Origin of the sequence: Actinophytocola sp., assembly GCF_050699935.1 — a bacterium.
GTDB lineage: Bacteria > Actinomycetota > Actinomycetes > Mycobacteriales > Pseudonocardiaceae > Actinophytocola.
In genome coordinates this window covers 1-17,229 of sequence record NZ_JBOHGB010000150.1, presented here as the reverse complement: position 1 = coordinate 17,229, position 17,229 = coordinate 1, and the positions used below count along the sequence as shown (strand labels likewise).

Annotated in this window: 19 protein-coding genes; 10 read left to right on the top strand and 9 right to left on the bottom strand. The window is 72.6% G+C overall.

Going from position 1 to position 17,229, the window contains the following annotated elements; genetic code table 11:
- The 3 genes from ACRDTB_RS31600 to ACRDTB_RS31590 form a co-directional block, all read right to left on the bottom strand.
- The coding region (locus ACRDTB_RS31600) for a BTAD domain-containing putative transcriptional regulator (protein WP_431435857.1) at positions 1-2,053 on the bottom strand (2,053 nt) is incomplete at its 3' end.
- 9 nt (positions 2,054-2,062) lie between these two features.
- Entirely contained in the window at positions 2,063-2,929 is an 867-nt protein-coding gene (locus ACRDTB_RS31595; protein ID WP_431435856.1) for an aldo/keto reductase, read from the bottom strand.
- Between the two features lie 38 nt (positions 2,930-2,967).
- Positions 2,968-3,864, bottom strand: coding sequence for a 2-hydroxy-3-oxopropionate reductase (locus ACRDTB_RS31590; protein WP_431435855.1), 897 nt, complete (start codon positions 3,862-3,864; stop codon positions 2,968-2,970).
- A 415-nt stretch (positions 3,865-4,279) separates the two neighbouring features.
- Here ACRDTB_RS31590 and ACRDTB_RS31585 point away from each other — a divergent pair, with 415 nt between their 5' ends.
- The 6 genes from ACRDTB_RS31585 to ACRDTB_RS31560 all read left to right on the top strand — a co-directional run bounded on the left by ACRDTB_RS31585 (position 4,280) and on the right by ACRDTB_RS31560 (position 8,432).
- A complete protein-coding gene (locus tag ACRDTB_RS31585) occupies positions 4,280-4,957 on the top strand; it encodes a GntR family transcriptional regulator (protein ID WP_431435853.1) in 678 nt (225 codons plus the stop codon).
- Between the two features lie 95 nt (positions 4,958-5,052).
- A complete protein-coding gene (locus tag ACRDTB_RS31580; RefSeq protein WP_431435852.1) occupies positions 5,053-5,373 on the top strand; it encodes a putative quinol monooxygenase in 321 nt (106 codons plus the stop codon).
- Positions 5,374-5,435: 62 nt separating this feature from the next.
- Positions 5,436-5,915, top strand: coding sequence for an RNA polymerase sigma factor (locus tag ACRDTB_RS31575; protein WP_431435851.1), 480 nt, complete (start codon positions 5,436-5,438; stop codon positions 5,913-5,915).
- On the top strand, positions 5,908-6,501 hold the full coding sequence (locus ACRDTB_RS31570; RefSeq protein WP_431435850.1) for a methylated-DNA--[protein]-cysteine S-methyltransferase: 594 nt from the start codon (positions 5,908-5,910) through the stop codon (positions 6,499-6,501). Before ACRDTB_RS31575 ends, ACRDTB_RS31570 begins: the two co-directional genes overlap by 8 nt.
- Before the next feature lie 26 nt (positions 6,502-6,527).
- A complete protein-coding gene (locus ACRDTB_RS31565) occupies positions 6,528-7,220 on the top strand; it encodes a 2OG-Fe(II) oxygenase (protein WP_431435849.1) in 693 nt (230 codons plus the stop codon).
- Positions 7,221-7,358: 138 nt separating this feature from the next.
- Positions 7,359-8,432: a Zn-dependent alcohol dehydrogenase gene (locus ACRDTB_RS31560; protein WP_431435848.1), complete on the top strand. Its 1,074-nt coding sequence runs from the start codon at positions 7,359-7,361 to the stop codon at positions 8,430-8,432.
- Between the two features lie 70 nt (positions 8,433-8,502).
- Here the strand turns inward: ACRDTB_RS31560 and ACRDTB_RS31555 are convergent, their stop codons facing one another.
- On the bottom strand, positions 8,503-8,700 hold the full coding sequence (locus ACRDTB_RS31555) for a ferredoxin (RefSeq protein WP_431435847.1): 198 nt from the start codon (positions 8,698-8,700) through the stop codon (positions 8,503-8,505).
- Between the two features lie 278 nt (positions 8,701-8,978).
- Between ACRDTB_RS31555 and ACRDTB_RS31550 the strand changes: the two genes are divergently transcribed.
- Positions 8,979-10,085, top strand: coding sequence for an NAD(P)/FAD-dependent oxidoreductase (locus ACRDTB_RS31550; RefSeq protein ID WP_431435846.1), 1,107 nt, complete (start codon positions 8,979-8,981; stop codon positions 10,083-10,085).
- Between the two features lie 86 nt (positions 10,086-10,171).
- Here the strand turns inward: ACRDTB_RS31550 and ACRDTB_RS31545 are convergent, their stop codons facing one another.
- Entirely contained in the window at positions 10,172-11,980 is a 1,809-nt protein-coding gene (locus ACRDTB_RS31545; protein WP_431435845.1) for a hypothetical protein, read from the bottom strand.
- A gap of 99 nt (positions 11,981-12,079) precedes the next feature.
- Complete coding sequence (locus ACRDTB_RS31540) at positions 12,080-13,168, bottom strand: LacI family DNA-binding transcriptional regulator (protein ID WP_431435844.1); 1,089 nt, start codon at positions 13,166-13,168, stop codon at positions 12,080-12,082.
- Between the two features lie 105 nt (positions 13,169-13,273).
- Here ACRDTB_RS31540 and ACRDTB_RS31535 point away from each other — a divergent pair, with 105 nt between their 5' ends.
- A complete protein-coding gene (locus ACRDTB_RS31535; RefSeq protein WP_431435843.1) occupies positions 13,274-13,465 on the top strand; it encodes a hypothetical protein in 192 nt (63 codons plus the stop codon).
- 102 nt (positions 13,466-13,567) lie between these two features.
- On the opposite strand, the gene ACRDTB_RS31530 is transcribed toward ACRDTB_RS31535, so the two are convergent.
- The 3 genes from ACRDTB_RS31530 to ACRDTB_RS31520 all read right to left on the bottom strand — a co-directional run bounded on the left by ACRDTB_RS31530 (position 13,568) and on the right by ACRDTB_RS31520 (position 15,796).
- Entirely contained in the window at positions 13,568-14,209 is a 642-nt protein-coding gene (locus tag ACRDTB_RS31530) for a TetR/AcrR family transcriptional regulator (RefSeq protein WP_431435842.1), read from the bottom strand.
- A gap of 26 nt (positions 14,210-14,235) precedes the next feature.
- Positions 14,236-14,781 carry a carboxymuconolactone decarboxylase family protein gene (locus ACRDTB_RS31525; RefSeq protein WP_431435841.1) on the bottom strand — a complete coding sequence of 182 codons (546 nt, stop codon included), beginning with the start codon at positions 14,779-14,781 and terminating at the stop codon, positions 14,236-14,238.
- A gap of 148 nt (positions 14,782-14,929) precedes the next feature.
- A complete protein-coding gene (locus ACRDTB_RS31520; protein ID WP_431435840.1) occupies positions 14,930-15,796 on the bottom strand; it encodes an SDR family NAD(P)-dependent oxidoreductase in 867 nt (288 codons plus the stop codon).
- 163 nt (positions 15,797-15,959) lie between these two features.
- Here ACRDTB_RS31520 and ACRDTB_RS31515 point away from each other — a divergent pair, with 163 nt between their 5' ends.
- Together ACRDTB_RS31515 and ACRDTB_RS31510 are read left to right on the top strand one after the other, a co-directional pair.
- Positions 15,960-16,643, top strand: coding sequence for a cutinase family protein (locus ACRDTB_RS31515; RefSeq protein ID WP_431435839.1), 684 nt, complete (start codon positions 15,960-15,962; stop codon positions 16,641-16,643).
- Complete coding sequence (locus ACRDTB_RS31510; RefSeq protein ID WP_431435838.1) at positions 16,558-16,872, top strand: hypothetical protein; 315 nt, start codon at positions 16,558-16,560, stop codon at positions 16,870-16,872. The genes ACRDTB_RS31515 and ACRDTB_RS31510 overlap by 86 nt, the downstream gene beginning before the upstream one ends.
- Positions 16,873-17,229: the final 357 nt, after the last annotated feature.

Here is a 17,229-nt window from a genome sequence, read left to right as displayed (position 1 = left end):
CGGCCTGCTCGATCGCCGTCGACAGGCTCGGTCGCTCGGTCTCCAGCCACTCCCGCGGCCGCTCGCGCGCCGGAGGTGCCGCCGGCACCCGCGCGGCCACCTCGGCGAGGCCCGCGCTGTAGGTCGTGTAGTGCCCGGCCCGCTGGTCCGCCTCACCGGCCAGCGCGAGCCAGCCGAACAGCATCCGGGACACCGCCGCGTCGCGCTCCTCGCCGGTCTCCTCGGCCGCGGCCCGCTCCGCGGCGAAGTCCCGCACCAGGTTGTGCAGCCGGTAGCGCGGCTGGCCGACCGCGTCCCGCCCGGCCGGCTCGATCAGGTGCACCTCGACGAGCCGGTCCAGCATCCGCTCCGCGCGCCCGACTGCCGAGGCCAGTTCAGAACTGGTCGGCCACGTGCGACGAGGCCGGCGATCAGGAGTGTGTTGAACAGGCCTCGCGGTCTCACCGAGCAGCTCCTGTGCCACCCAGGCCGGCCAGGTCGTGGCGAGCACCAGGCCGAGCCGGCGCAGCAGCCGGCGCAGCGGCTCCTCCAGCGCCTGGTAGCTCAGCTCGATGCTGGCCCGCACGTTGAGGTCGCCGACCGCGAGCTCGTCGAGCCGGCCCCACTGCTGGGCGAGCCGGTGGCGGAAGTCGTCGAGTGTCCACTCCGGATGGACGGCCAACCGGGCGGCGGCCACGCACACCGCGAGCGGCAGGTTCCCACACAGCGCGACCACGTCGGCGGCCGCCGACGGCTCGGCCTCCGCCCGCTCCGCGCCGATCACCGCGGCCAGTAGCGCCACCGCGTCGTCGTCGGCCAGCACGGGGATCGACCAGCGGGCCGCGCCCACGAGCGCGCCCAGCAGGCGGCGCGAGGTCACCAGCGCCCGCGAACCCGCGGTCGTCGGCAGCAGCGGCCGCACCTGCTCCTCGCTCGCCGCGTCGTCGAGCACCACCAGCATCCGCCGCCGGGCCAGCAGGCTGCGGTACATCCCGACCCGCTCGTCGCGGTCGTCGGGCAGCCGCGAGCCGTCGACGCCGAGCGTGCGCAGCAGCCGGCCGAGCACGGTGTGCGGGTCGGCCGGCGGGTCGTGGGTGCCGCGCAGGTCCGCGTAGAGCTGGCCGTCCGGGAAGGCGCCGGCGAGGCGGTGTGCCGCGGCGAGCGCCAGCGTCGTCTTGCCCACCCCGCCCGGGCCCACGAGCACCCGGACGAGCCCGGTGTCGTCCCGGGTCAGCTCGGCGCAGATCTCGGCGATCAGCTTGTCCCGCCCGGTGAGCACCGACGTGGCGGCCGGCAGCTGGCGGGGCACCGGCGGGCCGGTGTCGGCCACCCCCTCGCCACGCAGGATCCGCTGCTCGAGCCGGCGCAGCGGCGGACCAGGCTCGACACCGAGCTCGTCGGCCAGGCGCCGGTAGAGCTGCCGGTACGCCGCGAGCGCCTCGGCCCGCCGCCCGGACTCGGCCAGCGCGGACATCCGCAGCTCGTGCAGCCGCTCCCGGTACGGATGCTCGGCGAGCAGCGGGTCGACCTCCCGCAGCACGTCGTCGAACCGCTCGAGCGCGAACTGCGCGTCCAGCTGCGCCTCGGCCGCGGCCAGCCGCTCCTCGTGCAGCACCTGCCGGATCGGCTCGGCCAGCTCGTCGGCGACGTCCGCCAGCGCTGGCCCGCGCCACAGCGCCAACGCGGCGGCCAGCAGGTCGGCCGCCTCCGCCGGGTCGCCGGCGGCGAGGCGTTGCCGGCCGGCCGCCACCAGCTCGCGGAACCGCAGGACGTCCAGCTCGTGGTGGCCGAGGTGCAGCTCGTAGCCGGTGGCGCGGGTGACGATCAGATCGTCACCGGTCGCACTGTCGTAGGCACGCAACCGGCGGCGCACGCTGCTGATCACGTTGTGCAGCTGGGCGCGCGCGGTGCTCGGCGGGTCGTCCCACAGCGCGTCCACCAGCCGGTCGAGTGTGGTCAGCCGCCCGGCGTTGAGCAGCAACGTGGCCAGCACGAAGCGCTCACGGCCGCTGCCGGCAGGGACCGCCGTTCCGTTGTGCCGGGCTACCACCGGCCCCAGGAGCCCGAACTCCACCGCTCGAGGCTACCGACCGGACTCGTCGAGCCGGTCGATCTCCTCGGGGGAAAGCGACAGATCCACGGCTCGCACCGAGTCACGGATCGTCTCCGGCCGCGACGAGCCCGGGATCGGGATCATCTGTGGCGACTTGGCGAGCATCCACGCCAGGCACACCTGCTGCGGGCTGACCCCGTGGTCCCGCGCGACCTGTGCGAACGGCGCGAACCGCGAGCCGAGCTCGCCGGCGGCGGAGCTGCCGCCGAACGGGGCCCACGGGAGGAACGCGACGTCGAGCTCCGCGCACACGCCGAGCTCGCGTTCACTGGTGCGGAACGCCGGGGAGAACTGGTTCTGCACGCTGGCGAGCCGCCCGCCGAGCATGCCGTTCGCGGTCCGGATCTGGTACTCGTTCGCGTTGGACACCCCGGCCATCCGGATCTTGCCCGCGTCGATCAGGTCGCGCAGCGCGCCGACCGAGTCGGCGTAGGGCACCTTCGGGTCCGGCCGGTGGAACTGGTAGAGGCCGATCGCTTCGACGCCGAGCCGCTGGAGGGACGCGTCGCAGGCCCGCTTGAGGTGCTCGGGCGAGCCGTTGACCCGCCACGAGCCGTCGCCCGGCCGCAGGTGGCCGCCTTTGGTGGCGATGAACACGCCGGAGGTGTCGCCGCCGTAGCTCGCGAGCGCCCGTGCGATCAGGGTCTCGTTGTGCCCGACCTCGTTCGCGTGCAGGTGGTACGCGTCGGCCGTGTCGATCAGGGTCACGCCGGCGTCGAGTGCGGCGTGGATGGTGGCGATCGACCGCCGCTCGTCCGGCCGGTTCTCGATCGACATCGGCATGCCACCGAGCCCGATGGCGCTGACCTGCGCGTCGCCGATGCGGCGAGTCTGCATGGTGTTCCCTTTCTCCCACGGGTGTGCCGCGCGGGTGTCTACTGTGGACCGCGACCCGACAGCCGCTCGACGACCAGCAGCAGCGCCGAGTGGTCGAGCCCGCCGTGGCCCTGGGCCTTCGCGGCCGCCATCAGCTGGCCGACCGTCGCACCGAGCGGGGTCACCACGCCGGCCGCGCGGGCGGATTCGAGCAGGATGCCGAGGTCCTTGTGGTGCAGGTCGATCCGGAAGCTCGGGTCGAAGTCGCGGTCGAGCATCGCCGGCGACTTGCGTTCGAGGATCGTGCTTCCCGCCAGGCCATCGCCGATCACCTCCATCGCCGAGGACAGGTCTACTCCGTGCGCGGCGAGGAACACCACGGCCTCGGCGAGCAGGCCCAGGTTGCCGGCCGTGATCAGCTGGTTCGCCGCCTTGACCGTCTGGCCCGCGCCCGCCGGGCCCACGTGCACGATCGTCGAGCCCATCGCGCGCAGCAGCGGCAGCGCGGCGGTGACGTCGGCCTCCGCTCCGCCGACCATGATCGACAAGCTGCCGGCCACCGCGCCCTGCTCGCCGCCGCTGACCGGGGCGTCCAGCGCGCGCAGGCCGGCGTCCGCGGCGCGCTCGGCGACGGTTCGCGCGGTCGACGGCGAGATCGTGCTCATGTCGATCAGCAGCGTGCCCTTGCCGGCCGCCGCCAGCACGCCGCCGGTGCCATCGGCACCGCCGAGGACCACGGTCTCGACGTCGGGGGAGTCGGGCAGCATCGTGATCACGACCTCGGCGTCGCGCACCGCCTCGGCCACCGACCCCGCCGCGGTGCCGCCGGCCTCGGCGAACGTGGCGGTCCGCGCCGGGCTGCGGTTGTGGCCGGTGACGTCGTGCCCGGCCCGGACGAGGTTCGTGGCCATCGGCAGGCCCATGGTGCCGAGCCCGACGAACGCGATCCGGGTCATGACTGTTCCGCCTCCCCGGAATTCAATGTGTTGGTTGCGCTGGGGGATTGAGGGTTCTGCCTGGTCACGTACTTGTGGCTGGCTTGCGTCACGGTCCCCTGAGGTGTGGTTGCGAAGCCCTCGGCCTGATTCGATCTTGGGGTTGACACAAGGGGGGTCATCGCTCCTCCTCTGGTCGGATGTTGACCTTCCGGACGCTACCTGCCCGTCGGTCTACTGTCCGTCGGCCTACCGAGCCGGCGTACCGATAGGGAACCCGTTGCCTGGCCCCCAGATGGACCACTTCGGGTCGCCGGATCCGCACGGTCCGTGAGTGGGCGCATTGACGACTTGCGGAAATAGGCAAACAATGCCGGTACTGGGTGACCCGTCGTCGCCGGCGGGTGCGATAACTGGGGAATGGGGAGATCGGGTCATGGCCAACGCGAGATCCGGCCGTTCCGCCGCACGTTTGCCAGAACCGGTCAACAAGATCACGCCGTATCAGCGACTGAAGGAAGCGATTCGCGCGGGGGATCTCATACCGGGGCAACAACTGGTGGAGTCGGTGCTGGCGAACTGGTGCGAGGTGAGCCGCACGCCGATTCGGGAGGCGCTGTCGAAGCTCCAGCACGACGGGCTGGTCGAACGCAACGACCGGGGCCTCGTGGTGCGCGAGCGCAGCCCCGAGGAGGTTCTCGACATCTACGAGACCAGGATCGCGCTGGAGGGCACCGCGGCCCGGATGGCGGCCGAGCGGCGCAACTCCCACGACCTGATCCTGCTGCGCCGGGCGATGGCCCGGCTCGACGCGGTGACCACGGACGACATCGACGGGATGGTCCGCGCCAACCGCCAGTTCCACACGGCGGTGTGGCGGGCGAGCCACAACGCGTCGCTGATCGACCTGCTCGAGCGGCTGGACCTGCACCTGGTCCGCTACCCGGCCGGCACCCTGGAGTCGCCGGGCCGCTGGCAACGGACCGCCGAGCAGCACCGCACAATTGTCGAGGCGATCGAGGTGCGGGACGGCGACGGTGCCGAGAAGTGTGCGGTCACGCACTTCACGGAGGCACGCGACATCCAGCTGGCGCTGTTCGACGAGACATTGTGAATTCGGCGGCATTTCCGGGTCGCTAGGTTCCTGCGCATGATTTCGATGGCGCGTTCGTCCAATCGGGATCGGCCGGCCGCTGGCATGCTCGCGGTGTGCGATACGGATATCTGGCCACCATGCGGACCACACCCGGCCATCGAGACGACGTGGTCGCCGTGCTGCTCGGCGGCGAGGACGGCCTGCGCGCGGCCGGCTGCGACCTCTACGTCGTCGCCACGTCGCCGTCGGATCCCGACCTCATCTGGGTTTTCGAGGTGTGGCCGAGCAAGGAGCACCATCACGCGTCGCTGGAACTGCCCGAGACCCGAGCCGCCATCGCCGCGGCCCGGCCGCTGCTGACCGGAGAGCTCACCGGCCAGGAGCTGGACATCGCGGGCGGCGTCGGCCTCCCCGGCCCGACAGGGTTCCGGTGACAGGTGTCGGGCCGGGTGGCGTGGCAGTCTCACGTTTCGTGGGGCCGGGGCGTCTACGTGGTGTGAGACCTTTCGAGCAGATCGTCGCCGAGTACGGGCCGATGGTGCTGCGCGTGTGCCGGGCGCTGCTCGGCCACGCGGACGCCGACGACGCGTGGTCGGAGACGTTCCTGGCCGCGTTGCGCGCCTACCCGGACCTGCCGGCGGATGCGAACGTGGAGGCCTGGTTGGTCACCATCGCGCACCGCAAGGCCGTCGACGTGCACCGGGCCGCGGCCCGGCGGCCCGTCGCGGTCGGCCACGTGCCGGACCGGCCGACCAACGCGGGCCGGCCGCAGGACTGGGACGGCGACCTGTGGGACGCGCTCGCCGCGCTGCCCCGCAGACAGCGTGAGGCGGTTGCCTACCACCACCTCGCCGGGCTGCCGTACCAGGAGGTCGCGGCGATCACGGGCGGCAGCACCGACGCCGCCCGCCGGGCCGCGGCCGACGGCATCAAGCGGCTGCGCTCGACGTACCCGAGGGGAGAGGACCATGACTGAGCTCTTCGACGCGATGCCGGCCGGCACGCCCGACGTCCCGGTGCGGCTGCGTGAGCGGCTCGCCACGGCCGCCGAGCGGGCGGGCATCCTGGACGTGGCCTACCGGACGGTCGACACGCCCGTCGGCTCGCTGCTGCTGGCCGCGACACCGGCCGGCCTGGTGCGGGTCGTGTACGCGACGTCCGGACACGACGCCGCGCTCGCCGACCTGGCCGGCCGGGTGAGCCCGCGCATCCTGCACGCCCCGGCCCGGCTCGACGCCGTGGCGCGGCAGCTGGAGGAGTACTTCACCGGGCGGCGGCGCGCGTTCGACGTGCCGCTGGACCTGCGGCTCGCGTCCGGCTTCCGGCGGTCCGTGCTCGCCCACCTGGCCGAGATCGGCTACGGGCGGACCGAGAGCTACGCCCAGGTGGCCACCGCCGCGGGGAGCCCGCGCGCGGTGCGTGCGGTCGGGACCGCGTGCGCCACGAACCCCGTGCCGGTCGTGCTGCCCTGCCACCGGGTCGTGCGTGCGGACGGCTCGTCCGGCGGCTACGTGGGCGGTACGGCCGCGAAGCAGACCCTGCTGAGCCTGGAGACGCCGTGAGGGGAGCGGAGCGAACCATTGACGCGATGACACCGCGTATCGACTGGGCGGCCGTGACCGACGAGGTCAACGAGCACGGGTGTGCGCTGCTGCCGCGGCTGCTGACCGGGCAGGAGTGCGCGTCGGTCGCGGCGCTCTACGACGAGCCGGACCGGTTCCGCGCCACGATCGACATGGCGCGGTACCGGTACGGCCGGGGCCAGTACCGCTACTTCGCCAACCCGATCCCGCGGCTGGTGGCCGGCCTGCGGGCCGCGCTCTACCCCGGGCTGCTGCCGATCGCCCGCGACTGGGCGGACAAGCTCGGCTGGTCCGCGCGCTGGCCGGACACACTCGACGACTGGCTCGCGGAGTGCCACCGCGCGGGCCAGACCAAGCCGACGCCGATCCTGCTGCGCTACACCGAGGGCGACTGGAACGCCCTGCACCGCGACCTGTACGGCGACAAGGTGTTCCCGCTGCAGGTGGTGGTCAACCTGAACGCCCCGGGCGAGGACCACACGGGTGGGGAGTTCCTCATGGTGGAGCAGCGCCCGCGCGCGCAGTCCCGCGGCATCGCGACGCTGATCCCGCGTGGCCACGGCCTGGTCTTCACCACCCGCGAGCGCCCGGTGCGCTCGGCACGCGGGTGGTCGAGGGCCCCGATGCGGCACGGCGTGTCCGTGATCCGCTCCGGTCGCCGGCACACGCTCGGCCTGGTCTTCCACGACGCCGCCTAGCGCGAGGGCCCGTGTCGAACCTTCAGTATGGTCGAGGTCGGCTCGGCGGGTGGCGGGCGGCACCGCCGCGCGGGCCGGGACGACGTCTGGTCCGGCCACGGCACTAGCCTCGTATCGACCGACGGGGAAGGACACGCCATGGTGAGGGCAGCGGTGCTCACGCGGCAGGGTGAGCCGCTCGAGGTGCGTGACATCGAGCTGGGCGAACCCGGGCCCGGGCAGGTGCGCGTCAAGGTGGTGGCGGCCGGGGTGTGTCACTCCGACCTCTCGCTCGCGAACGGTACGCTCGCGCTGAACATGCCGGCCGTGCTCGGCCACGAGGGCGCCGGCACCGTCCTGGCGGTCGGCGAGGGGGTCGACCGGGTCCGGGTCGGCGACCCGGTGGTGCTCAACTGGGCGCCGGCGTGCCGCGAGTGCTGGTTCTGCGAGCAGGGCGAGCCGTGGCTGTGCGTGCACGCCGAGGAGCGGGCGACCCAGCCGTACGCGACGCTCACCGACGGGACGCCGGTGTACCCGGGGCTGGGGACCGGCGCGTTCGCGGAGGAGACGATCGTGCCGCAGCAGGGCGTCGTGCCGATCCCGGCGGACATCCCGCTGCAGCAGGCGGCGGTGCTCGGCTGCGCGGTGCTGACCGGCAACGGCGCGGTGCACAACACGGCGAAGGTGCGGGCCGGGCAGTCGGTCGTGGTGATCGGCCTCGGCGGCATCGGGCTGTCCGTGCTGCAGGCCGCCCGAGTGGCCGGCGCCGGCCCGATCATCGGCGTGGACATCAGCGAGTCGAAGGCCGACCTCGCCGCCGTGCACGGCGCCACCGACTTCATCGTGGCCGACGACAAGACCAGCAAGGCGGTCCGCGGGCTCACCGGCGGCCGCGGCGCCGACCACGCCTTCGACTGTGTGGGACTGCCCGCGACGATCCGCGCGTCCTGGGGGGCGAGCCGCCGAGGTGGCACGGTCACCGTGATCGGCGTCGGCAGCAGGACGAGCCCGGTCGAGTTCAACGCGCTCGAGCTGTACTGGTTCGGCCGCACTCTGCACGGCTGCGTCTACGGGTCGTCCGACCCCGACGTGGACATCCCCCGGCTGCTCGGCGAGGTGGCGGCCGGCCGGCTCGACCTGGCCGCGCTCGCCACCGACACCACGGACCTGACCGGGGTCAACGCGGCGTTCGAGCACTTCGGTCAGGGCGGCCGCACCATCGTGCGGTTCTGAGGCCGTCCCCGTCGTTCGTCTACATAGGACCGCGGCTCGCCGGTCGCCGGTGACCGCGGCGTGCGTGAGTTCAGTCGGCCTCGAGCGAGATCGCCTGGCTGGGACACATGTCGACGGCCTCCTCGACGGCTTCCAGCTGCTCGCCCTCGACGTGCTCGACGAGCACCACGACCGTGCCGTCGTCGTCGCTCTGGTCGAACACGGCAGGCTCGGTGAGCACGCACTGCCCGGCGCCGACACAGAGGGCGGTGTCGGTGACGACTCGCATGTCGCGTCCCTCCTTCCAGTCTCTGCGACCGTACCTCGTGTGTGATCGGGATCGCCCGGCCGGCCTGTCACGAATCCACCGCCGGTCCAGTCAAGCTCGTGACAGGAGGGAGAACGTCATGACACCCGTTGTGTCAACCCCAAGATCGAATCAGGCCGAGGCCTTCGCAACCGCACCTCAGGGGACCGTGATGCAAACCAGCCACAAGTACGTGACCAGACAGCACCATCCGTCCCCAACGCAACCAACACATTGAATTCCGGGGAGGCGGACCTGTCATGACCCACATCGTGGTGCTCGGCGCCGGCTACTCGGGGCAGGTGGCGGCGAACCTCGCCGCCCGCCGGTGCGACGCCGAGGTGACGCTGGTGAACGACCGGGACCGGTTCGTGGAGCGGGTGCGGCTGCACCAGTTCGCCGCCGGGCAGGAGCTGCGCGAGCGCAAGATCGCCGACCTGCTGCGCGGCACCGGTGCGCGTCTCGTGGTCGACCGGGTGACGGCGATCGACACCGGCACCCGGACCGTGCGGCTGGCCGCCGGCGACCCGATCCGGTACGACACGCTGATCTACGCGCTGGGCAGCCACACCGACCTGGAGTCGGTGCCGGGCGTGGCCGAGCACGCGTACCCGGTCACCGGTGCCGAGCACGCGCTGCGGCTGCGCGTGCGGGTGGCCGACGGCGGCACGGTCACGGTCGTCGGCGGCGGGCTGACCGGCATCGAGGCCGCGACCGAGCTGGCCGAGTCGAACCAAGACCTGAAGGTGCGGCTGCTGACCGGGGACGTGCTCGGCGCGCGGCTGTCCGAGCGCGGGCGGCGGTACCTGCGCCGTACGTGCGCCCGCCTGGGCATCGAGATCCGCGACGAGGTCCAGGTCGCCGAGGTACGCGCGGACGGGGTGGTGCTCGCCGGCGGTGAGCACGTGCCGTCCGACTTCGTCGTGTGGACAACGGGTTTCACCGTGCCGCCACTGGCCCGCGAGGCCGGCCTGGCGGTCGACGACCACGGACGCATGCTCGTCGACGACACGATGCGCTCGGTCTCCGACCCGGACGTCTACGCCGTCGGCGACGCGGCCTCGGTGCGCCTCAAGGGCGGTCCGGAGCTGCGCATGGCGTGCGCGACCGGACTACCGAGCGCCCAGGCCGCGGTCCGCGCGATCAAGGCCCGCACGGCCGGCCGCGTTCCGAAGCCGATGCGCTTCCGGTACGTGAACCAGTGCATCAGCCTGGGCCGCAAGGACGGCCTGATCCAGTTCGTCCGTGCCGACGACAGTCCGAAGGAGGCGGTGCTGACCGGCCGGCTCGCGGCGCTGTACAAGGAGATCATCGTGCGCGGCGCCCTCCAGGTGCAGCGCCACCCGGCGATCCCGACATCCTTCTGAGCGGCCCCGCCGGCCGGTCACGGACGCCGACCTGGCCGCACCCGGCAACGCGCGAGAGTCCTCGATGGACAGACGCGCCGCGTGTCTCACACCTCCGTGCGGCCAGGCGGTGGCGGCGGAGCGTCGCCCAGATCGCCTGGCTGGGCCGGATTGACGCCGACCGGCGCAGTCGTGGTCGCCGACGGCATCCCCGGCGTCATCCCCGGCGGCATCCCAGGCGTCGGGTCCTGCGCGGCGGGCTCGTCGGACCTGCCGGTCGCGGTGGCCATCCGGTCCAAATGGAACACCTGGACCGCGACGAACGCCACGAGACCGAGGACGACCGCCGGCAGCGGCGTCGTCGACCCCACGGCGAAGAACGACGCGGTGAGCTCGCCCTGCGCGCGGAACAACGCCAGGGTCGCGGTGCCGTTCTCCGGCGACGACGCCGCCAGCAGCGGCCAGAGCAGGTCCTGGGCGTTGACGAAGACGACCGCCACGAGCAGGAACCCGGCCAGCGGCAGGGTGGGCAGCGCAACGGTACGGATGAACGTCGGGCCGGCGGGTGCGCCGGTGGCCACCTGCTGCTGCCACCGTTGCGCCTGCCCCCGGCACAGCAACGCCAGGAGCATCAGCGAGACGACACTGATCAGGATCGGCGGGCGCAGGGCCGCATAGGTGTCGATCTCACCCTCTTCCTGCGCCGACCGGAAGAACTCGACGCTCAGCGGCGCCACACCGACGAACAGCCAGGGTGCGAACGGCAGCAGCAGCCACTCGCTGTGCCGCCCGAGCGGTCGTAGGCCACTGATACCGAGCGCGGCCAGATAGGCGACGCCGACCGACACGACCGCACCGAGGGCTGCCGACGACCAGGTGCGTTGTTGCATGCCCGGTGGCGTGTCCGGGGCCTCGCCGGACAGGGCGTCCAGCCAGGGTTGTGCGTTGAACACGACGAGGACCACGACCCCGACCAGCACGAGGGCCGCGACCACGATCGCCCCGGGGTTCACGTTGGCGCGTGGCAGCGTCGGGCTCGAGTCAGCAGAGCGGTCTCGCCACGACGGCAGCAGGCTGAACCGTAGCCGGGTCAGGATGATCAGGAGGACGGCCGCCACACCGAGAACCGCCAGGAGCACCAGGAGCACCGTGGCGACCGCCGCGCCCCGGCCGACATCGCCGCCGCGGAACGCGAACTCGTACATCAGGCCGACCGGGGTCAGAGTTTTCTCGGCCGGACCGAAGCCGGTCATCACAAGCGGCACCGTGAACTGCTGCAACCCGATCGCGAGCAGGCCCAGCGCCGCCACGCCGGCCGTGGTGAACAGCGCCGGCCACACCGAGCGCCGCTGCTCGCGCGCGCGGAACGCCGGGAGGAAGATCATCACACCGACGGTGACCAGCGCGCCGAAGGTCATCATCGCGACGGACCACCGAAGGGCTTCGCCGACCAGATCGGGATCGCCCAGCGTCTCGGGCTCGTCACGAAACGTGCGTCGCCAGGCAATGGCGAACGCCACCGGTGAGAACGCCACCAGGGTCAGCGAGAGGGCGATCCGTGCGGTCAGCCGGGCCCATCCGCCGGCCCAGTTCAGGGCAGCGGCCACCAGCGGCGCCACGACGAGAGCGATGATGATCGGCCCCAGCATCAGCGACAGCGCGAACCCCAGCGAGGCCCACAGCGGCGAGCGATCGAACAGGGCGTCGTAGTTGTCGAAGCCCACGTAGGTCGACTCGGCCCCGCGGAGGAAGGTCTCCTCACGCAGGCTCGCGCTGATCGTCTCCACGGTCGGGACGACGAGCGTGATCACGGTCAGGACGACCGCCGGAATCAGCAGAAGGCAGCCGAGCAGTCTGGCGGCGACGCCCCCGGCGGACGATGCCGGAGGCCGCTGAGGAGGAAGGTACGGCTGCATCGATGCACATCCCAACGTTGCTGGCTGGGAGCAAGCTAGCGATACAAGGTGAACCTGCGCCAGCAGCGACATGCGGTTCCGGCACGAGAACACCACTGGTCACGATCGCCGGCGCCGGGTGGGCGGTGGCGCGGTCGAGCCGCGCAGTCGGGTGGTCGCGGGGAACGTGTGGGTTCGCGGCTCGGGTGTCCGGCCGGCGAGTAGGTCGAGCAGGAGGTCGGCCGCGACGCGTCCCTTGGTGCCGTGCGGTTGGTGGACCGTCGTCAGCGGGGGCTCGTACCGGGCGGCGGCGGGCAGATCGTCGAAGCCGGTGACCGACACGTCACGGGGAACGTCGAGCCCCCGGTTCCGTACGGCCTGGCAGGCGCCGAAGGCGAGCTGATCCGTCATCGCGAGCAGGGCGGTGGGCCTCGGGTCCGTGTCGAGCAGTGCCTCGGCCGCCGCCCGCCCCTGTTCCTCGGAGTTCTCGACGGCCTCGTACACCGGCACCGTGGACCAGGGGATCCCCGCGGCCGCCGCCCCGTCGCGATAGCCGCGCAGCCGGGCCGCGGTCGTGGCGAAGGTGGCGGCCTTCTGCCGCGCGAGGCTCGCCAGGCCACCACGCCGCCGGCGGGTCAGCTCGGTCGCGATGACCGCGAGGCGACGATGGCCGAGCGACACCACGTGCTCGCAGATCGCGCTGCTGCCGCCCTCGTCGTCCGTACCCACCCAGTGGAGATCCGCCGCATGGGGCTGGTCCACGACCACGACCGGCAGCCTCCGCTCGACCGCCTCCGCGAGCACGGGGTCGTCGTCGGCGACCGAGTACACGACGAGACCATCCACGATCGACCGCCCGACCGCGGTGCCGCCGGCGCTCGCGTCGGAGGTCCGCGGGATGAGGACGAGTTCGTTGCCGGTCGACTCGCAGGCGGTGCTGACGCCTTGCAGGAACCGCACCGCGCCGGGATCGGCGAAGGCGTACGAGAGCCGGTCGGTGTAGAGGACACCGATCGCCGCGGACCGGCCGCGGCGCAGGCTCCGGGCGGCGGCGTCGGGGCCGTGGAAGCCCTGGCGCGCGGACTCGGTGAGGATGCGTTCGCGCAGTCGGTGGCGAAACCAGCACGTGGTCCGGCCAGGCCGCGTCGGGCTACCAGACGGCCGGCACCGAGCTGGCCGACGGGATTCTCTCGGTCGCCGAGACCTCACTCATCTCGGCCAAGGCGATGATCGGCGCGGGCGAGGTCGTCGGCCCAGGTCGTCGGCATCGTCACCCGGCTGATCACCGAGGCGGTCGGGAAGATCACGCCGATCATGACCGAGGCGGTCGCCGCGGCACCGGCGACCTTCGGGCAGAGCATCGCGGCGGCGATTCCGCAGTGCGTGCGGATCGCCGTCGACTATGCCGGGCGGATCGCCGGCAAGCTGGCCGCGTTGCTGTCCAGCGGCGAGAAGCTCATCAAGCTCATCGACGGCGCGCTCGGGGTCCTCAAGATCGTCGAGTAGGTGCTCACGTTCATCGGGACGCAGAGCCAGGGCGGCTCGTCCGGCGAGCACGGTAGGAAACCGGCGCGCGGGCGGGCGGCGATTCGCGGCCGCGGCACGGGCTCACGCCACGGGTGCGAGAAGCCGGCTGACGAGTGCCACGACCTTCGGCGCGGCCTCCCGCAACCGGTCGGTCTCGCCCCGGATGATCGCGGCCGACACGAGGGAGCTGATGCCGCCGACGACGATGCGGCAGGCGAACCGGGCGTCGGGCAGTGCCCGCCACTCCGGGGAGTCCTCGAAGGCGCTCACCATCAGGTCGACGAAGCGCTCCTGGACCTCGACGCGCTTGTGCTGGGCCGCCAGCCCCGCGGCGTAGGACTCGACGAAGAACACGCGTGCGAGCGCCTCCTGGTCCGCGAGCGTGCCGAAGTAGGTGGCAAGCACCCGCTCGAGCCGGTCGAGCACGGGCTCCGCCGAGGTGCCGGTGCCGTCGCCGAGCGTGCTGGCCAGCAGCCGGGCGGACTCGTCGAGCACGGCGAGGAAGCAGTCCTCCTTGCCGGAGTAGTGCTGGTAGAACGTCTCCCGGGAGATGCGGGCGCGCTTGAGGACGTCGGCCACGGTGGTGCGTAGATATCCCTTCTCGGCCACCGCTTCGGCCATGCCCAGCAGGAGCCGCACGCGCTGGGAGTCGCGGACCTGCGCCCGGCTCAGCCCGTGCCGCCCCGGCCGCAGCGGTTCGTAGCGCACGTCCCGGCTTCCCACCGGACCGAGGCTAGTACCCGCCGGCACTAACACCGGCGCGGCTCGTCCGGCGGGATGCGCAGCGTCGTGATCACCGTGGCCAGCATGTCGTAATGGGTGACCAGCAGGCAGAGCTCCAGACACTCCACGTCGGACAGCTCGGCCCGCAGGGCACGCCACCGCGCGTCGTCGAGGTCGCGGTCGCGGACGAGGGCGTCGGCGGCGTCGAGTAGGACCGCGTCGCGCCGGGGCCAGCTCGAGGCGGGTGCGAGGTCACGCACCCGGTCGATCTCGGCTCCGGTCAGCCCGGCGGAGCGGGCGAGTGAGGTGTGGTGGCGCAGTTCGTACTCGCTGCCGCGCACGGCGGCGACGCGGAGGATGACGAGCTCGGTGTCCCTGCGCGGCAGCCGCCCGCCCGGCATGAGCCCCGCCGCGAACCACAGCCAACGGCGGAACAGCCCGCGGTGCCTGCCGAGCACGGTGAACAGCGCGGGCGGTCCGGTGCCGGTGCGCAGCGCCGCGAGCCGGGTGAAGGCCCACGCCGGCCAGCCCAGGTCGCGGCGTGTCCCGGGGGCGAGTCGCGGTGCGCTCACGTCGCCCTGCCTTTCGGAAGTGCCGCTGTTCGCGGCGCCCCGTACTGGATGGTTCGCTCCGCAAGCTCTGCCCACGACGCCCCCTCGCAGGCTCGGTGCCGCGGCTCGCGGACGCCCTGCGCCGAATGGTTCATTTCGCGGGCTCTGCTCACGTGTCGCGCTCCGGCTGGGCCGTGGTGAAGCCGACCTCCTCGGTCTCGGCGATCGCGAGCATCTCCCGCAGCCGCGTCCCGCGCAGCCGTACGGCGAGCAGCCGCTGCACCGGCATGCGCGCGGTCAGCACCGGGGCCGCCCACCGAGGTGTGCAGATCCGGGCCGCACGCCTGCGGATCCCGCGTTCCAGCGCGTTGATCGCGGCGTGCAGCGGGGTGACCTTGCTGATCGTGCGGCCGGGGCCGAAGAACGCCGCGGCGGCCGCGGTGTCGAAGCCGCGCGTGGTCATGTCCGTTGCCAGCTCGGCGAAGTACGCGATGCCCACCCGTGCACCGGTCGGCGCGAGCTCGAGCCGCGCGGTGTCGGCGAGCGCCTCGACGGCGGCCTTCGAGGCGCTGTAGGCACCCAGCAGCGGCAGGTGCACGGCGGCCGCGAGGGAGGAGATCGCCAGCACGTAGCCGCCCGGACGGGCGACGTGCCGCGCGGCCGCCTGGATCGTGTGGCACACCCCGAGCGTGTTGACCCGCAGGGTCGTCTCCAGGACCTCGACGTCACCGCGAAGCAGCGGCCACTGCCGGGCGATGCCTGCGTTGGCGACGACGACGTCCAGCCCGCCCGCGACCGCGGCGAGTGCGTCCACGGACTCGCGCAGGGCGGCGCCGTCGCCGACGTCGCACTCCAGCCACGGCGCGTTCCCGCAGTCGCGCGCGACGTCGGCCAGCAGGTCGGGTTCGAGCCCCAGCAGCGCGACCGTGGCGCCGCGCTCGTGCAGCCGGCGGGCGAGTGCCGCACCGATCCCCCGTGCGGCACCGGTGATGAGCACCCGCCGCCCCTCCATCGGTGCCGCCGTGCCGTACCTCATGACGGCACCGTAGCAGCTGTGAACACCAGTGTTCACAAATTGCTTCGCAGACGTTATCGTCGATTCCTGTCCTGAAGGAGGGACTCTCTGCCAAGATCTGTCGGCTCGGGAGGGAACGGGGATGATGTCGACACGAGGATCCAGGACCGGTCGCGTACTGGCCGTGTCCGCCGCGCTGGTCGCCGGTCTGGTGGTCGGGGTCGCGGTCGGGGATGCGGGCGCGGCGACTCCGGCGGCGTGCGCGCCGACCGCGGTCTTCGAGACCGACGGGTACACGGCGGGGGAGAGCCTGGTCAACTGGAACAACTCGGCCTTCAACGCCAACCCGCCCGCGGGGTGGGAGATCGTGCAGGTGCCCTACTACGCGGGCGTGTTCCCGGTCGTGGACCGCAAGGGTCTGGACGACTCCGTCGCCGAGGGCACCGGCAAACTCGAGCGGGCGGTGCACGCGTACCACGCCGCGTGCCCCGGTTCGCGGCTGGTTCTCGCGGGGTACTCGGAGGGCGCGGTCGTCGCGGGCGACGTGATCGAGCGGTTCGCCCAGAGCAGCGCCATTCCGCACGGCCAGCTCTTCGGTGCGCTCTACGGCAACCCGCGCCGACCCTTCGGCGACGGCGGGATCGGTGGCGTCGCGGGCGGCATCGAGACCAACGTGCCGACGATCCTGCCCGGCGTGACCATGAAGGGTGGCCAGAACCTACGGAGACATCGCCGTCCGCAACGTCTGCAACGAGAACGACGGGATCTGCAACTCCACCAACATGATCACCAACCTGGCGGCGTTCGCCAACGGCATGGTCGGCTATGCCGACGGCGACCACGGCTACGAACTCGACCCGGCGCGTGACCTCGGCTCCGGGCTGCTGCTGCACCATCAGCCGCAGCGCATCCCGTTCGGCCCACCGCTACCGATCCCGGTCGGCACGCCATGGCAGATCCAGCAACAGCTCGGCGGCGACGCCGGCCGCGCGGAGGTCGCCGCCGCGGTCAGGGCCTTCACCGCCCTGGTCGGCCAGCCATTGATCGACCGGCTCATCGCCACGTCTCCCTGGTTCAAGATCGTGACCGCGGCCTGACACCGGCGTCCCGTCACCGCACGACCTCCGGTATCGCGGCCATGCTTCCCGGGGCGGGAGAGTCCTCGATGGACAGACGCGCCACCGCTGAGACGGGCAGCGCCGTCGCCGCGGGGCTCACATCCCGATGCCGCCAGGCGGTGGCGTCGGCGCGTCGCCCGGATCGCGCGGATGTGCTCGGGTCAGAGATGTGCCGGGCCCCGGCCGCTCGCGGCGTGGTGACCGGACGTGATCGCTACGGTGAGTAGGTGGGCGGCTGGGCCGGTGAGGCGGCGGCCGCTGGGCCATACCGCGCGTAGGGTGCGGCGGAGTTCGATGCCGGTGATGGGGACGGTGACGAGTCGGTGGGTGGCGAGG

Bases quoted from the DNA above. Each gene is read 5' to 3' on its own strand.
- ACRDTB_RS31595 (WP_431435856.1), bottom strand. From the start codon at position 2,929: ATGCAGACTCGCCGCATCGGCGACGCGCAGGTCAGCGCCATCGGGCTC.
- ACRDTB_RS31550 (WP_431435846.1), top strand. From the start codon at position 8,979: ATGACCCACATCGTGGTGCTCGGCGCCGGCTACTCGGGGCAGGTGGCG.
- ACRDTB_RS31560 (WP_431435848.1), top strand. From the start codon at position 7,359: ATGGTGAGGGCAGCGGTGCTCACGCGGCAGGGTGAGCCGCTCGAGGTG.
- ACRDTB_RS31545 (WP_431435845.1), bottom strand. From the start codon at position 11,980: ATGCAGCCGTACCTTCCTCCTCAGCGGCCTCCGGCATCGTCCGCCGGG.
- ACRDTB_RS31535 (WP_431435843.1), top strand. From the start codon at position 13,274: ATGACCGAGGCGGTCGCCGCGGCACCGGCGACCTTCGGGCAGAGCATC.
- ACRDTB_RS31570 (WP_431435850.1), top strand. From the start codon at position 5,908: ATGACTGAGCTCTTCGACGCGATGCCGGCCGGCACGCCCGACGTCCCG.
- ACRDTB_RS31520 (WP_431435840.1), bottom strand. From the start codon at position 15,796: ATGAGGTACGGCACGGCGGCACCGATGGAGGGGCGGCGGGTGCTCATC.
- ACRDTB_RS31510 (WP_431435838.1), top strand. From the start codon at position 16,558: ATGATCACCAACCTGGCGGCGTTCGCCAACGGCATGGTCGGCTATGCC.
- ACRDTB_RS31565 (WP_431435849.1), top strand. From the start codon at position 6,528: ATGACACCGCGTATCGACTGGGCGGCCGTGACCGACGAGGTCAACGAG.
- ACRDTB_RS31555 (WP_431435847.1), bottom strand. From the start codon at position 8,700: ATGCGAGTCGTCACCGACACCGCCCTCTGTGTCGGCGCCGGGCAGTGC.
- ACRDTB_RS31590 (WP_431435855.1), bottom strand. From the start codon at position 3,864: ATGACCCGGATCGCGTTCGTCGGGCTCGGCACCATGGGCCTGCCGATG.
- ACRDTB_RS31585 (WP_431435853.1), top strand. From the start codon at position 4,280: ATGGCCAACGCGAGATCCGGCCGTTCCGCCGCACGTTTGCCAGAACCG.